This window comes from Fontibacillus panacisegetis (genome assembly GCF_900102215.1).
Taxonomy (GTDB): domain Bacteria; phylum Bacillota; class Bacilli; order Paenibacillales; family Paenibacillaceae; genus Fontibacillus; species Fontibacillus panacisegetis.
In genome coordinates this window covers 1-16,033 of sequence record NZ_FNBG01000033.1, presented here as the reverse complement: position 1 = coordinate 16,033, position 16,033 = coordinate 1, and the positions used below count along the sequence as shown (strand labels likewise).

The 16,033-nt window shown below is 41.5% G+C and carries 16 protein-coding genes; 14 read left to right on the top strand and 2 right to left on the bottom strand.

The features are described from left to right. The first annotated feature begins 15 nt into the window (after positions 1-15). The 9 genes from BLS49_RS20645 (at position 16) to BLS49_RS20605 (ending at position 6,748) form a co-directional block, all read left to right on the top strand. Positions 16-987 (top strand): NAD-dependent epimerase/dehydratase family protein, encoded by a 972-nt coding sequence (locus BLS49_RS20645; protein ID WP_091235301.1) that lies wholly within the window; start codon positions 16-18, stop codon positions 985-987. Next, complete coding sequence (locus BLS49_RS20640; RefSeq protein ID WP_091235299.1) at positions 953-1,675, top strand: glycosyltransferase family 2 protein; 723 nt, start codon at positions 953-955, stop codon at positions 1,673-1,675. The genes BLS49_RS20645 and BLS49_RS20640 overlap by 35 nt, the downstream gene beginning before the upstream one ends. A 29-nt stretch (positions 1,676-1,704) precedes the next feature. Beyond that, positions 1,705-2,061: a DUF2304 domain-containing protein gene (locus tag BLS49_RS20635; protein ID WP_091235297.1), complete on the top strand. Its 357-nt coding sequence runs from the start codon at positions 1,705-1,707 to the stop codon at positions 2,059-2,061. Continuing rightward, a complete protein-coding gene (locus BLS49_RS20630) occupies positions 2,048-2,464 on the top strand; it encodes a GtrA family protein (protein ID WP_175471492.1) in 417 nt (138 codons plus the stop codon). Before BLS49_RS20635 ends, BLS49_RS20630 begins: the two co-directional genes overlap by 14 nt. A 1-nt stretch (position 2,465) precedes the next feature. Next, positions 2,466-3,209 carry a sugar phosphate nucleotidyltransferase gene (locus tag BLS49_RS20625; protein ID WP_091235293.1) on the top strand — a complete coding sequence of 248 codons (744 nt, stop codon included), beginning with the start codon at positions 2,466-2,468 and terminating at the stop codon, positions 3,207-3,209. A gap of 26 nt (positions 3,210-3,235) precedes the next feature. Then, on the top strand, positions 3,236-3,784 hold the full coding sequence (gene rfbC / locus BLS49_RS20620) for a dTDP-4-dehydrorhamnose 3,5-epimerase (protein ID WP_091235291.1): 549 nt from the start codon (positions 3,236-3,238) through the stop codon (positions 3,782-3,784). Between the two features lie 19 nt (positions 3,785-3,803). Further along, positions 3,804-4,826 carry a dTDP-glucose 4,6-dehydratase gene (gene rfbB / locus BLS49_RS20615; RefSeq protein WP_091235289.1) on the top strand — a complete coding sequence of 341 codons (1,023 nt, stop codon included), beginning with the start codon at positions 3,804-3,806 and terminating at the stop codon, positions 4,824-4,826. Beyond that, positions 4,823-5,695 carry a dTDP-4-dehydrorhamnose reductase gene (rfbD, locus tag BLS49_RS20610; protein WP_091235287.1) on the top strand — a complete coding sequence of 291 codons (873 nt, stop codon included), beginning with the start codon at positions 4,823-4,825 and terminating at the stop codon, positions 5,693-5,695. The genes rfbB and rfbD overlap by 4 nt, the downstream gene beginning before the upstream one ends. Positions 5,696-5,815: 120 nt before the next feature. Further along, a complete protein-coding gene (locus BLS49_RS20605; protein WP_091235285.1) occupies positions 5,816-6,748 on the top strand; it encodes a glycosyltransferase family 2 protein in 933 nt (310 codons plus the stop codon). 93 nt (positions 6,749-6,841) lie between these two features. Here the strand turns inward: BLS49_RS20605 and BLS49_RS20600 are convergent, their stop codons facing one another. Both BLS49_RS20600 and BLS49_RS20595 read right to left on the bottom strand, forming a co-directional pair. Further along, positions 6,842-7,966, bottom strand: coding sequence for an acyltransferase (locus tag BLS49_RS20600; RefSeq protein WP_091235282.1), 1,125 nt, complete (start codon positions 7,964-7,966; stop codon positions 6,842-6,844). Between the two features lie 202 nt (positions 7,967-8,168). Continuing rightward, positions 8,169-9,209, bottom strand: coding sequence for a LacI family DNA-binding transcriptional regulator (locus tag BLS49_RS20595; protein ID WP_091235280.1), 1,041 nt, complete (start codon positions 9,207-9,209; stop codon positions 8,169-8,171). A gap of 504 nt (positions 9,210-9,713) precedes the next feature. Here BLS49_RS20595 and BLS49_RS20590 point away from each other — a divergent pair. The 5 genes from BLS49_RS20590 (at position 9,714) to BLS49_RS20570 (ending at position 15,673) form a co-directional block, all read left to right on the top strand. Beyond that, positions 9,714-10,637: an ABC transporter permease gene (locus BLS49_RS20590; protein WP_425432168.1), complete on the top strand. Its 924-nt coding sequence runs from the start codon at positions 9,714-9,716 to the stop codon at positions 10,635-10,637. Positions 10,638-10,655: 18 nt separating this feature from the next. Beyond that, positions 10,656-11,537, top strand: a complete 882-nt coding sequence (locus BLS49_RS20585; RefSeq protein WP_091235278.1) for a carbohydrate ABC transporter permease — start codon at positions 10,656-10,658, stop codon at positions 11,535-11,537. Positions 11,538-11,656: 119 nt separating this feature from the next. Continuing rightward, positions 11,657-13,204, top strand: a complete 1,548-nt coding sequence (locus BLS49_RS20580; RefSeq protein ID WP_425432167.1) for an ABC transporter substrate-binding protein — start codon at positions 11,657-11,659, stop codon at positions 13,202-13,204. A gap of 80 nt (positions 13,205-13,284) precedes the next feature. Beyond that, positions 13,285-14,769: a glycoside hydrolase family 32 protein gene (locus BLS49_RS20575; protein ID WP_091235274.1), complete on the top strand. Its 1,485-nt coding sequence runs from the start codon at positions 13,285-13,287 to the stop codon at positions 14,767-14,769. A 22-nt stretch (positions 14,770-14,791) separates the two neighbouring features. After that, on the top strand, positions 14,792-15,673 hold the full coding sequence (locus BLS49_RS20570) for an ROK family protein (RefSeq protein WP_091235272.1): 882 nt from the start codon (positions 14,792-14,794) through the stop codon (positions 15,671-15,673). The last annotated feature ends 360 nt before the right edge of the window (positions 15,674-16,033 follow it).

The following is a 16,033-nucleotide window of genomic DNA, read 5'->3' as shown; positions in this document are numbered from 1 at the left end:
AGGAGATTACTTTCAATGAGAATACTGGTCACTGGTGGGTGTGGTTTCATTGGTTCGCATTTAGTGGATAGGCTGATAGAAGAAATGCATGAAGTGGTTGTTGTCGATAATTTATCATCGGGTTCTATTGAAAACTTGAATATAGCTGCTAGATTTGTTGAAATTGATATTTGTGATAAAACGATAAGTGATGTATTTGAAGAGTTTCGTCCTGAGTTAGTGTACCACTTAGCAGCACAAGTAGATGTACAGAAGTCTATTAATATGCCAGAGTTCGATGCAAATGTTAATATTAATGGATCAATAAATATACTAAAGCAATGCATCAAATATGGCGTAAATAAAATTGTCTACGCTTCTTCGGCGGCGATTTACGGTAACCCCAAGAAACTACCTATAAATGAGGAATTTGATAGTAAACCTATATCTTATTATGGTCTATCAAAATATACACCTGAAAATTATATAAAAGTATTTTCTAATATGAATAATATAAAGTATACAATATTAAGATTTGCAAATGTTTACGGTGAACGTCAAAGTTATCAAGGAGAAGGAGGAGTTATATCAATATTTTTTAACAAATATTTAAATAACGAAACCCCTATAATATATGGAGATGGCACTCAAACAAGAGATTTTATTTACGTTAAGGATATAGTGAGTGCAAATATTCTTGCTATGAATAAAGGCGATAATGAAACTTTTAATGTCAGCACCAATACCCCAGTTAATATTAAAGAAGTTGCTAAAAAGATTTCTAGAATAACGAACGCTTCAATTAAGCCTGTCTATGGACCTGCACGTGAAGGTGATATAAAAGATAGTTACTTAGATAATTCAAAAATGTTCAAACAATTGAATTGGAAACCGAGCTTTACAATTGAACAGGGATTATTAGAAACATATAAAAAACTAGAATTTAAAAAAACAATTACGAAGGAGCTGCACTATGTCGGAGATTCTTCTGATTATTCCAGCATATAATGAAGCGCAAAATATTGCTAATGTTATTGATGAAATAAAACAAGATTTGAGTTATGTAGATATTCTAGTAGTAAACGACTGTTCTACAGATGATACGTTACAGACGTTGATGTTAATTAAAGATATAGTCGTTGTCTCACTTCCTGTTAACCTAGGGTACTCCGGCGCTCTTCAAACAGGATTTAAATATGCGGTAGAGAAAGATTATGAAATTGTCATACAATTTGATGGTGATGGACAACATATAGCATCAGAGGCAGAAAAGCTACTAAATATTTTGAAGGAACAAGATGTAGATATAGTTATAGGTTCTAGATTCAAAACAAAAAATAAGTATAATCATAGTTTTTTTAGAAAAATTGGTACTCATTTTTTTAGTGGCATTATTAAACAAATATGTAAGGTGAATATTACAGATCCAACTTCAGGCTTTCAAGTGTTGAAAAAATCTGTATTTGAAAAGTATGCTCAGATGAACAATTATCCTGAGTATCCAGATGCAAATTTACTCATTGAAATGCTGCTTGAAAAGTACAGTATAGCAGAGTGTCAAGTGGAAATGAGAAATAGAGAATTTGGAACAAGTATGCATAGTGGTTTCATTAAACCTATAAAGTACATGATAAAAATGTTCTATGCGATCATATTTATACTTATAAGCAAACAAAGGACAATTTCCAATTATTAACATTATATTCAATTTAGGAGAATAGATCAATGATTACTAGAATATTTTTTGCTTTAATAGGATTGTTGGTAATATTTTATGTATACAATCGTGTTAAGAAGAACTTATTTTCTGAAAAGGAAAGTATGTTCTGGATGCTAGGAGCAGTAGTAGTTTTTATTCTCTCTATCTTTCCTAAAGTAATAGATCAGTTTTCTCGCATATTGGGTATTGAGTACCCACCTTCACTTTTATTTTTGTGCGCTATGATGTTTATCTTAATTTTGTTATTAAGACAGGGACAACAAATATCTATTCTAACTAATAATGTTAAGGAACTAATACAAAGAAATGCTTTGTTGGAACAAAAAATCATGGAAGTATGCGAGAAAAATGAGCAAGATTAAGCGATTGCTGTCAGGCCAATTTTTTAAATATGGGTTTGTAGGTATAATTGGTACTGTAATTCATACCGGTATATTGTGGTTACTTACTGAACAAACGGGATTAAATCCTCTGTTATCATCTATATTTGGTTACTTGTTGTCATTACTAATCTCATATTATTTAAATAGTATTTTGACTTTTAAAAGAAGTATTACCCTGAAGTTTTTTATAAAATACGCCACTGTTTCTTCATTTGGGTTATTTGTTAATATAACCATACTTTTTATTTTTGAAAATATTCTTCTCATGCATTATATGATCGGTCAAATTATTTCAATAGTTGTCGTTCCTATTTTGAACTTTATATTGAATAAGTACTGGGCATTTAATACTAAATCTAAAAAAAAGGTTCAGGTGGAGTAACATGAAAGGTATAATTTTAGCCGGAGGTACAGGATCGCGCTTATACCCATTAACTAAGGTTACAAATAAGCATTTACTTCCTGTCGGCAAATATCCTATGATTTTTCATAGTGTAAACAAACTCAAACAAGCGGGCCTCACTGATATTCTCATCGTTACTGGTAAGGAACATATGGGCGATGTAGTAGGCTTACTCGGCAGTGGAAGCGAAATGAGAGTTTCCTTTACTTACAAAGTTCAAGACGAAGCTGGAGGAATTGCTCAAGCACTTGGTTTGGCTGAGCAATTTGTCGGAGATGATCAAATGGTTGTCATACTTGGTGATAATGTTTTTTCGGATGATATTACTCCTTATGTTTCACATTTCCGTGAACAGAGAAACGGTGCGAAAATTCTGATTCAAGAGGTACAAGATCCAACACGCTTCGGAGTCCCCGAACTTCAAGGTGATCGTATAGTCTCGATTGAAGAAAAGCCGAAGCAGCCAAAGTCTAATTATGCGGTAACAGGAATCTATATGTTTGATCATAAGGTGTTTGAGATCATTCAAACATTAAAACCTTCGGCACGCGGTGAATTGGAAATCACAGATGTGAATAATGCATATATTGAACGAGGAGAGTTAAGCTTTGATGTGCTTAAAGGTTGGTGGACAGATGCGGGAACACATGCATCTCTGGCTAAAGCCAATGAACTTGCTCAAAGTTTAGTGTTCGGTGAAGAATTCGGTAAATTGAAATTATGATCTTCTATTAGGGAGGATATGTTATTATGAAAATAACTCCTTTAGAGCTCCAGGGCGCTTGTTTACTCGAACCAGTGGTACACGGAGATCACCGGGGTTTTTTTATGGAAAGCTACAATGAAGAAGTGATGAAGCAAATTGGAGTTAAATATAATTTTATTCAAGACAATCAGTCATTATCTGCTGAAGCGGGAGTTTTACGGGGATTACACTATCAACTGAATCCTAAAGCCCAGTCGAAGTTAATTCGAGTGCTTACGGGAGCTATTTACGATGTAATCCTGGATATCCGCAAGGGATCGCCTACTTTTGGTCAATGGGTTGGAGTCATCCTTAGCGAGCACAATAAACGTCAGTTATTGGTTCCCAAAGGCTTCGCCCACGGCTTCTGTACCCTTGTGCCAAACACCCAAGTTCTCTATAAAGTGGATGAATACTATTCCCCAGAGAACGATCGCGGCATATTATGGAATGATCCTGCCCTTAATATTGATTGGCCTGTGAGTGAGCCATTGCTCTCGGACAAGGATCGCCGTCATCCGACACTTGCGGAAGCGGAATTGAATTTCGACTAGAACTAGGAGGTCACCATCCATGAAACTGCTCGTCACAGGCGGCGCCGGATTCATCGGCAGCAACTTCGTATTATATATGTTACAGCAGCATCCTGATTATCATATTATCAATGTAGATGCACTTACCTACGCTGGAAATTTGGAAAACCTCAAATCAATCGAGGGCAATCCCAATCATACCTTTGTCAAAGCGGACATTACCAATGTTCAAAAAATGAATGAGCTCATCGGTCAAGGTGTCGACGTTGTAGTTAACTTCGCTGCTGAATCTCATGTAGATCGCAGTATCCTTGAACCGGATGTTTTTGTTAAAACGAATGTTCTGGGTACTCAAGTTTTGCTTGATGCTGCCAGGAAACATAATGTTACAAAATTCGTCCAAGTATCGACGGATGAAGTGTATGGATCACTTGGAGAAACGGGATTATTTACGGAAGAAACTCCGCTTCAGCCCAATAGTCCATACTCTGCTAGTAAAGCAGGCGGAGACCTGCTGGTTCGTGCGTATCACGAGACATTCGGGCTACCTGTAAACATCACACGCTGCTCAAATAACTATGGACCATATCAGTTCCCTGAAAAATTGATCCCATTGATGATTTCCAAAGCTCTGGCAGATGAACAGCTTCCGATTTATGGTGATGGTTTAAACATCCGCGACTGGTTGTATGTAGAGGATCACTGCAGTGCGATTGATCTTGTCATTCATAAGGGAAGAAATGGTGAGGTATATAACATTGGTGGAAATAACGAGCGTACGAACGTACACATCGTCAAAACCATTTTGGAACAGCTGGGTAAGCCTGAATCCCTGATTGCTTATGTGAAGGATCGCCCTGGACATGACCGACGTTATGGTATTGACCCGACTAAAACTATGACAGAGCTTGGTTGGAAGCCGAAGCATTCCTTTGAGACTGGTATTAAGGAGACTATTGCCTGGTACTTAGAAAATAAAGATTGGTGGACTCGTATTCAATCCGGTGCTTATCAGGAATATTACGCGAAGCAATATGGCGAACGTCTGGGTGAAGGCAAATGAGGGTACTGGTAACGGGAGCTAGAGGTCAGCTCGGTCAAGATCTTGTGAATATTTTGGAGCAGGCTAACCATAATGTTATAGGCTGTGATCGCGATACATTAGACATAACGGATCAGGTAGCCTGCTTGGATCAAGTGCTCAATCTTAAACCTGATGCAATCATTCATTGTGCTGCATATACAGCAGTGGATCAGGCGGAGGGTGACATTGATAGTGCTTATGCCGTAAATGCAGTAGGTACTAGAAATATGGTAGTAGCTGCGGAATGCACTGGAGCTAAGTTTTGCTATATCAGCACAGACTACGTGTTTGATGGGACATCAACTCTACCTTACCAAGAGTACGATAATACGAATCCGCAAAGCATTTACGGTAAGTCCAAAAGAGCTGGCGAGGAATTAGTCAAGAGTTTGTCCTCTAAGTATTTCATTGTGCGAACTTCCTGGGTGTATGGCCTTTATGGTAATAACTTTGTTAAAACGATGTTACGCTTAGGCTTTGAAAAGCCTGAGATCAGCGTTGTTAACGACCAAAAAGGTTCACCAACTTATACCGTTGATTTGGCGGGATTTTTGCTGGAGCTTATCAGTACAGAAAAGTACGGAGTTTACCATGCCTCCAATTCAGGAGAATGTACCTGGTATGAATTCGCTCAGGCGATTTTTGAAGAGGCTGCGGCTATAGGTAAATCTTTTTCAATTCAAGTTAATCCATGCACTACTGAAGATTTCCCGAGACCAGCACCCAGACCCCGGAATTCAGTGATGGAGCATTTGTCTATTCGTACGAATGGTTTTAAGGATATAAGATCATGGAGAGAAGGGCTTCGGGATTTTTTGAAGGAACTGCAAGCTGCTGAAAGTGATTAGTTAGTGAACCCGACTAGAGAAACGGGGCTTGTTTTATTATAATAGAGTAGATTAAGGACACTATTAAACAATAGTGTTTTTTTTCTTTTAATTCATCACATTGGAAAAGGAATATTAACTATGACCCCAACAGTCAGTGTACAGATCGTAACCTACAATAGTTCTGAGGATATCGAAGAATGCTTGACTGCTGTTCTGCAGCAGACCTGGCATATTGAACGCATTCTTGTTATCGATAATGCTTCCTCAGATCATACAGTATCAAAAGTACGTAGCTTTGCTGAGCCGTTTGGTGAGCATATTCAAGTTATTAAGAATGTCCAGAATACAGGGTTTGCACCTGCACATAATCAAGGAATTCATCTCACCAATACGGACTATGTGCTGGTACTGAACCCCGATGTTGTCCTTGGAGAGACATATGTTGAGCACCTGATTAGCTATATGGAACAACATCCTGAGACCGGTAGCGCGACAGGTAGATTAATACTTCAATCTTCTTCCGAGACGATAGACAGTACAGGATTAGTAATAAATAAAATTTGGAGAGCCTTCGATCGTGGAGCCGGAGAACCTGTCCATCAATGGATGGATTCAGCTGAAGTTTTCGGTGTATCAGGTGCAGCTGCAATGTACTCGAGAAAAATGATCGAAGACATTTCTATTCAAGGTGAGTTCTTTGATGCTGACTTTTTTGCTTACAAGGAAGATGTAGATGTAGCATGGAGGGCGGGACAACTTGGTTGGAAAGCTTATTACTGTGCTAATGCAGTTGGAGTCCACAAACGTGGATGGAAAAAAGGTAGCAGAAGCTCTCAGCCCCTTTTTGTACGCAGGCATTCTTTCATTAACCGTTATAAAATGATGTACAAAAACTTGTCAGGATATCGCTGGCTTAGAAGCCTGCCGCAGTTGCTGGCATATGAGGTGGCCGTTCACGGCTATATGCTGTTGAAGGAACCGAAGGTGCTTGGAGCCTGGATTGATTTTTGGCGACAGCTGCCAAGTTTGCGAGAAAAGCGGGGGGAGATTCGGAGTAAACTTTTTGAATAGCGGGAGATGCCTTCTCTATTTTTCGAGAATGGAATGAATATGAGAGTATAAGGGAAGTCGTTTCCCTTATACTACCGAAAGTCTCCCCCACTCCTACACCCTCCCCACCAACACCTCACCAAACGAACTTTTCACTCTGCTGATCCCCACGCATAGAATCAAGCTCAACAACGAGCACAATACGAAGGATATGATCGTCTGCGCAAATGCTCCCAACACGCCTAAGTAACTGATAACCAGATTGTTCACTATATTCAAAGCAAAGGCATGAATGAGGTATGCACCAAAAGAGTATTTTCCAAACGTTCTTAGCAGGTTCGCTGGACGGCTCCGGTTTGCTGCAATTTTTTCCGCCAAGTAAAATACCATAACGAGTAGAAGCAGAATAGTGACCATCATGAATGGCTTCAGCGGAGCTGTTACATTAGCGCTAAACAGATAGGGGTTATCGGTGACCCCTTCATTGATCCGAAAAATTTTGACACAGATATAATACATGCAAATTCCCAAGAGCAGTAAACTGAACACCCAGGTTTTATGCACGAAGGTCTTCCAGCGGTCATAGTATAGCCCCACGAGTCCACCTAACATGAAATAAAAGATCCAGAATAGAAAATTACGGTCCAAATAATTGAAGATAAATCCCAGATTAGGGTTATCACTCGTAATCATACCTTTGGATAGTGCATAAACCAGAAGCATATTCATAACGAATATAGTCGCAACCACTGCGAGGTTGATCGGCCATTTCCTGTTTTTAGAGATTAGTAATTTACATAACGGGAACAGCACATAAAACGGAATAATCATAACCATGAACCACAAGTGGTAGGAGGCTTTTCCGGTAAAAGCAAGCTGGATGACATCAGCCAATTGATTCCACGTGCTTGTTGCCTCGACCCCGCTTAGAAAACCGACCCATGCATAATAAAAAACAGTCCAGGCCAGATAGGGGATAATAACCTGTTTGAATCTTTTTCGCAGAAAATCTTTATAGTTCACTTTGGCATCATAGTTGTAGAACAGCACGACTCCGGTGATAAACACAAATAACGGAACCGCAAACCGGATCAATCCTAGTAACGTTGTACCGACGTTTAACGCCATAGGACTGAGGCCAGGCTGATAAAATATACCTGCGATAGTGTGCTGCATCACTACTGCCAAGAAGGCAATTCCTCTTAAGATTTCGATCTCCTCTAGTTTAGCTTTTCTCAAATCGATCCTCTCCTATTGCTTTGAGCTAGACCTACCATAATGAAAATTCGGGATTTCGTCAATCAGAAGCATATTGGTCATTAATGCGTTAGCTTAATCCAATATCATTTCTCTCTAACCAGTTCTTTTGCAAGGATCACAAAAACAGGACTACCTCTAGCCATGAAGTATGGCAAGAAATAGTCCCAGGCTTCTGAAAAGCTTAACTGAGATTCGGAGTGGTTCCTCGGATCAAAGGTTTGGTAAAAATATGGGAAACCTGATAAGGTTGATCCGGTTTGTTGATGCGGGAAAGAAGCATTTCTGCAGCCTTGATCCCCATTTCGTTGCTATAAATATGGACCGTTGTTAAATGGGGTTCGACAATCATGGATTCTGGCCAGTTGTCAAAGCCGCAAATGACAATATCCTGCGGAATTGAATGGTTGAGGTTCTTCAGCGATTTCATCACGCTCACGGCAATATAATCGTTGGCACAAACAAAAGCGGCAGGAAGCTCATCCATCTCTTTCAGCCGTTCATCCATCCATGCCGGCTTGGAGGAAAACAAGCGGTCCTCATCTACGATGCACTGGGCAAGATCAAGTCTGATCCCTGCCTCGTTCAGGGCGCGATTGAAGCCTGCCCATCTTTCATTAAAGCTTCGACAGTGGTTGTAGTCCCCGATAAACCCGAAACTCTTATATCCGCCATTGATCAATTTTTTGGTGAGCTGGTATGTACTGTGCTCATTCTCCATCAATAGGATATCAGCCTGAAAATCCGGATAACAAATAAAAGCGGAGCAGTCAATAAAAATGGTGGGTATGCCCAAGCTCGTAATGAGATTACTGTATTCCAGATCGAAAAGCTCAATGCATATAATTCCGTCAACATTCGATTCATCAAAATTGTTAGGCAATGACAGGGATTTCTGTTCAAAATCTCTAACAATGTGAATCGATAAATTATAGCCCTCTGCACTAATTGTTTTCTCCAGACCACTTATTAAGGTGGAGCCAAAGTGAGATGTGTTGGGCAGGTTTTCGGTTAATAAAGCAATATTTTTTGGGCTTTTGGTCAAAATACTATCACTTTCTATAAAAGCAAACTGTTTATATTTTAACTCGATCGCTTTTTTGATGACTTTATTTCGGGTTTCATCAGGAATACTCTCAATTCCGTTAAGCGCTTTGGAGGCAGTGTTTCGGGAAATTCCCAAAGCATCGGCGATGTCTTGAATAGTTACCTTTTCTTTCGCCATAATTTCACCTCTACTATCTATGTTCTGAACCATCTCTACAAAAGTAGACTTGTTCTTATGATATCTCATTCAAATGTATTATAGTTTACGCAAAATAGCAATAAGAACATTACAAATGTGAAATTAAGTTTACATTTTGCAAACCGAAACTTTACAAAATACACATCAATCACATCCATATATTACTAAAAAATAATTTATATTTGTTTTTTGCAGCCTTAAAAAAGCATTTTTATTTCGAATATCAAGATAAATGAAACAATGATCGCCAAAATGTAAATATTTTTACTAGAAAATGCGGCCGATAAATTGTCAAATGCACAACAATAATTTTACATAATGTATTGACGAATGATAATTGATTTGATAAATTGTAAATACAGCAGGGGATGCAGAAATAATAATCTATTTATGAAAGCCTTTTCCGATTGACAAATGTAAACTTTATTAAAGAACGGAGGCAAACTTTTGCAAAACTCGATTAAGTCCGCTAAAGGCAGCACGGTGCTTAGAAATCACAGCCGGCAAAGCCCGTTAGAATATTTGAAAAAACACTATTTTCTATATTTATTGCTTACCCCGGCGTTGCTCCTGACCTTGATATTTAAATATGGTCCTATGTATGGAGCAGTTATTGCCTTTAAAGATTTTAGCCCGATTAAAGGAATCATCGGCAGTGAATGGGTAGGCTTCAAGCATTTTGACAAGTTTCTGTCTTCGCCCAATTTCGAATTGATCTTTATGAATACGCTTAATTTGAGCCTTTTCGGACTGATCCTTGGCTTCCCTGTACCGATCCTGCTGGCGCTGATGCTAAACCAGGTTCGCAGAGCGAGGATGAAGAAAAATATTCAATTGTTTCTGTATGCCCCTAATTTCATTTCTGTTGTCGTTGTTGTCGGTATGTTGTTTATCTTTTTGTCACCAACCGGCCCGATCAATCAGTTGTTCACCTCGATAACAGGCGAACCGATCATGTTCATGTCGAGGCCAGAGTATTTCAGATGGATATATATTTTGTCGGATATTTGGACGGGAGCAGGCTGGGCGTCCATTATATATGTGGCTGCGTTGGCGAATGTTGACCCTGAGTTGCACAATGCTGCCAGCCTTGACGGGGCTAACCTGTTCCAAAGGATTCGCCACATTGATATTCCGACCCTACGTCCGATTATGGCGATAGTGTTCATTCTTGCGGCAGGCGGGATTATGTCGATTGGCTTTGAGAAGGCTTATCTGATGCAAACGTCCATGAATTTGCCGACCTCCGAAATCATTCCCACTTATGTCTATAAAATTGGGTTGCAATCGGGTGATTATGCTTATTCTGCCGCCGTTGGGTTATTTAACGCAGTAATCAATGTGATTCTGCTGGTTACTGTGAACTTCATTGTCAAAAAACTGAACGAGGGCGAAGGTCTCTACTAAAGAAAGGAGCAAAATGCAATGCCTATCAAACATTCCGGCTTGGATCGCTTTCTGCTTGCATTAAACGCCATCCTGTTGACCTTGGCTGTACTTATTGTGGTCCTGCCGCTGCTTTACATTGTTGTTGCCTCATTTATGGACCCCTCCGTGCTGCTTAGCCGCGGATTATCATTTAAAGTTTCGGATTGGACCTTGGACGGCTATCAAAAGATTTTGTCCAATCCGGCTATGGTTCGGGGGTTTGGCAATGCAGTTCTGTATTCCATCTCCTTTTCCTTTATAACAGTGATCGTTTCTGTTTTTGCGGGATATGCCTTGTCGGATGAGCGACTAAAAGGCCGCCGATTTTTTATGACATTGTTCCTGATCACGCTATTTTTTGGCGGAGGGCTGATTCCTACATACCTTCTTGTCAAAAATCTCGGATTGCTCGATACGATCTGGGCGATTATTATCCCTGGTGCCGTTAATGTATGGAACATTATTTTGTCACGCACCTTTTTTAAAGGGGTGCCCAATGAATTGAAGGAAGCAGCCAATGTGGATGGTGCCTCGGAAATGAAAATTTTCTTTCAAATCGTTTTACCGCTTTCCAAACCGATTATTTTTGTCCTTGCGCTATATGCTTTTGTGGGACAATGGAACTCTTATTTTGATGCAATGATTTATCTGGATAACCCGAATTTGCATCCGTTGCAGCTTGTCCTTCGGTCCATTCTTATACAGAATCAGGTGGATCCGGGCATGATTAGCGATCAGCTTGCTATGGCGGAAATGAAACGTTTGTCTGAAATTATCAAATACGCTGCCATCGTGATATCCAGTCTTCCGCTTGTCATTATGTATCCGTTCTTCCAGAAATATTTTGAGAAGGGTGTCATGGTTGGTTCTCTTAAATAGAGGCCAACTGCACATAGATTTTTTTAATACACACATAAATGGGAGGTCAAAACATGACAAAGATCAAACAACAACCGGGATTTGCCCTGAAGGCCTTATCAGCGTCCGTAATTGCTTCAATGCTCTTGCTTTCTGCATGCAGCAGCGGGGGAGGCGGGGGTTCCGCCAGCAAGGAGCAAGACCCGAACGGGAAGGTGACGTTAAACTTTATGACGCAGAGTTCTGCACTCGCTCCTTCTGATCCTAATGATAAGCTCATTAATCAGCGTCTGGAGGAAAAGACAAACGTTCACATCAACTGGAAGAACTTCACGAAGGATGTGTTTGTGGAAAAAAGAAATCTCGCCATGGCGAGCGGTGATTTGCCAGATGCGATTTTTGATGCGGGATACGGTGATTATGAGCTCTTAAAGCTGGCCAAGGACGGGGCTATAATTCCGGTGAATGACCTCATTGAACAATATATGCCGAATTTTAATAAAGTGCTGGAGGCAGCACCTGAATACAAAGCTATGATAACGGCGCCGGATGGTAATATTTACGCCTTTCCGTGGATAGAGGAGCTCGGAAGCGGCAAAGAGCGCATTCAGGCTGTGGATGCGGTTCCGTGGATTAATGTGGAGTGGTTAAAAAAACTTGGGCTAGAAATGCCAAAAACGACGGAAGAACTGAAAAAAGTGCTGATTGCCTTTAAAACGCAGGACCCGAACGGAAACGGTCAGGCGGATGAGATTCCGTTGTCCTTTATTAACAAGCCGGGTGCTGAGGACATTGCATTTCTGTTCGCGTCATTTGGCCTTGGAGAAAATCCGGATCACGCAGTTGTAACGAACGACGGCAAAGTTGTATTTACACCAGCTGAAGAAGATTACAAAAATGCGGTGAAATTCATCAATGAGCTTTATAAAGAAGGACTTATCGATGTGGAGGCTTATACGCAGGATTGGAGTACTTACCTTGCCAAAGGGAAGGATCATAAATACGGACTTTACTTTTCATGGGATAAAGCGAATATTTCCGGTGCTGATGACAGCTATGACGTAATGTCACCATTAGCTGGCCCTGATGGCGAGATTAACGTCACCCGGACGAACGCCCTCGGCTTCCATCGCGGAAGAATGGTAATTACGAGCGCTAACAAAAACCTGGAGGCGACAGCAAAATGGGTCGATCAAATGTATGATCCGATTCAATCCGTTCAGAACAACTGGGGAACCTATGGTGATGACAAGCAGCAAAACATTTTTGAGTACGATGCAGAGAAAAATACGCTGAAGCATCTGCCCCTTAACGGAATGGCACCGGTTGAGCTGAGAGAGAAAACAAGTGTCGGTGGTCCGCTCGCCATTCTGGACAGCTACTACGGTAAATATACCACATTGCCGGATGATGCCAAAGAAAGAATGAGAATCGTCAAGGAAATTATGGCCCCTCATATGAAAGCGGAAAACGTGATGCCTAGCGTATTTAACTCGATAGAAGAGCTTGATCGCCTGACTACTATTGAGACAGATTTATTCGCTTATGTATTGAGAATGCGCACAGAATGGTACCAAAACGGCAAGATCGACCAGCAATGGGATGCATATTTGAAAGAGCTGGACCGTTTGGGGCTGCAGGAATGGCTTGAAATCAAACAGTCCGGTTATGATCGGGCCACTAAATAATAAAATCATTTAGAAATAGAAACAATCGCTGGCATAATACTGCCGGATCTGAATTGTGAGGAAAAGGAGAGGAGATATCCATGACTACAAGTATTAAGGAAACTTACAGAGGATTATATCATTTCTCACCTAAAGAGAAGTGGATGAACGATCCGAACGGGATGGTGTATTATAAAGGAGAATATCATCTTTTCTTTCAGTATCATCCTTATGAAATGACCATGGGACTGATGCATTGGGGCCATGCTGTCAGCAAGGATCTGGTCGTATGGGAGGAGCTTGACATTGCACTTGCGCCCGATGAGAACGGCATGATTTTCTCGGGAAGCGCTGTGGTAGATTGGAATAATACAACTGGATTTTTTGAGAATGAACCTGGACTTGTCGCAATTTTTACGCATCATCTTGAACAGAAAGGCAGTCATCCTGTCCAAACCCAAAGCCTTGCGTATAGTAAGGATAACGGTAGAACCTGGGCAAAGTATGAAGGGAATCCGGTGCTGAAACATGATACCTTCATTGACTTTCGTGATCCTAAAGTGTTCTGGCACAAGCAGACACAGCGGTGGGTTATGATTCTGGCTTGCGGACAGACAGTATGCTTGTATCATTCTCCTGATTTGAAATCGTGGACATTCGGAAGTGAGTTTGGCACTGGAATAGGTTTCCATGGCGGAGTGTGGGAGTGTCCGGATTTATTCCCCCTGAATGTCGACGGTGACCCATCGAAAGAAAAATGGGTGATGCTGGTTAGTGTTGGTGATTCTCAAGACTATGTCGAGGGTTCAAGAACACAGTATTTCACCGGTGATTTTGACGGTCTGACGTTTATTCCCGACGTGGATTCCAAAGAGATTCGCTGGCTGGATTACGGTAGGGACAACTATGCGGGTGTAAGCTGGTCCGATATTCCGGCGGAGGATGGCAGACGCCTCTTTATCGGATGGATGAGCAATTGGAAGTATGCTAACCGTACTCCGGCGGAGGAGTTTCGTGGCGCCATGACAATCCCGCGGGAAATTGAGCTTCAATCGGGAAAAGACGGCAGTGTTACTTTGGTGCAAAAGCCTGTACGTGAACTGGAAAACAATCGTGTTCCGGTACTGGAGCTTACAAATGTCTCCCTTCAAGAAGCAGAAAAGGCATTATCCACCTTACGTTTGGAGAGTTATGAACTGAAAACTGTACTCGCCTCCGGTACATCCATTGCATTTAAGGTGAGAAAGGGCGGTCGTGTAGAGACTGTGGTCGGCGTGGATGCGGATCGCGGGGAGCTGTATGTGGACCGGACGAAGTCCGGATTGCAAGATTTCCATGAACAATTCAGCGGGATTCAAACTGCAAAGCTGCAAACTCAATTTCAGGGGGAGATGATCGATCTTCACATTTTTGTGGATCGTTCTTCAGTTGAAGTATTCGCAAATCATGGTCAGGCAGTTATCACCGACCTGATTTTCCCGGATGGTGATTCCATGGGGATTTCTCTGGCTACAGATAATGAACGTCTCTTGCTTGCTTCAATGTCGGTTTATTCTTTGACAACGTCTGATAAGGTTTTGGAGTAAGCTCAGGAAGGGGAGTCTAATAATGCGTATTGGAGCGATCGAAGCAGGTGGAACCAAGTTTGTGTGCGGAATCGGGAATGAACGAGGCGAGATTAGGGATAGCATTAGCTTTGCGACAGAACATCCGGAAATCACGCTCGATAAAGTGATCTCGTATTTCAAAGACAAGCAGGTAGATGCGATTGGTATCGGTTCCTTTGGGCCGATCGATATCCGTCACGGGAGTCCGACCTACGGTTATGTCACAACAACCCCAAAGCCGGGTTGGGAAAATTATGACTTTTTGGGCACCTTGCGGCGAGAGTTTGATGTTCCTTACGGCTGGGATACTGATGTGAATGCAGCGGCCTTTGGCGAGGCTACCTGGGGAGCAGCGAAGGGATTGAGCAGTTGCCTGTATTACACAATAGGAACGGGCATCGGCATCGGCGTCTATTCGGAGGGTAAGCTCGTCCATGGTTTAGTTCATCCCGAAGGGGGACATGTATTGCCAAGGAGGCATCCCAATGATGATTTTGCAGGCATTTGTCCTTATCATGGAGATTGCCTTGAAGGCATGGCGGCCGGACCAGCAATCGAGGCCCGCTGGACACTGAAAGGGCATGAGCTTCCAGTGGATCATCCGGCTTGGGAGATAGAAGCTTTTTATTTGGCTCAATCTATTACAGGAGCTATTCTCCTGAATTCTCCGGAGAAAGTCATCCTTGGTGGTGGCGTGATGCAGCAGTCCCAACTGTTTCCACTGATCAGGGATGCGGTGAAGGAAAATCTGAACGGCTATGTGAGCGCAAGCGAAATTTTGGATCACATAGATGAGTACATTGTACCCCCGGGCCTTGGACAGCAAGCCGGATTATGTGGGGCACTGGCATTGGGGCTTGCTGCACTGCGGACAACTAAATAAGCTTCATAAGTGAGGCTGTCCCAAAAGTTATCTAAGATAACTTTGAGGGACGCTTCTTGTTTAGCAGTGTAAAGGCAAGATATCAGGAAAAGGATGCAAAAATACAGTTTTTTTTAAAGTAGCCATGAAAGGATGAATAAAAGCCTGCCAAAATGCAGGAATATTGTTCGGAATAGACTAGTTTGAAGAGAATCCTTAGAGAAAGCCTGCACATTTGCAGCAATTTAGGGCATTTAGAGGCTTTACATGATCAAAGCCTGTATATTTGCAGGAATTTCAGGAATTCCGCATCATGACACTATTACACGTAAGATACAGTCATAGAATGTGGCGGAATCAAGCGGTGCAGGATCATCTTCC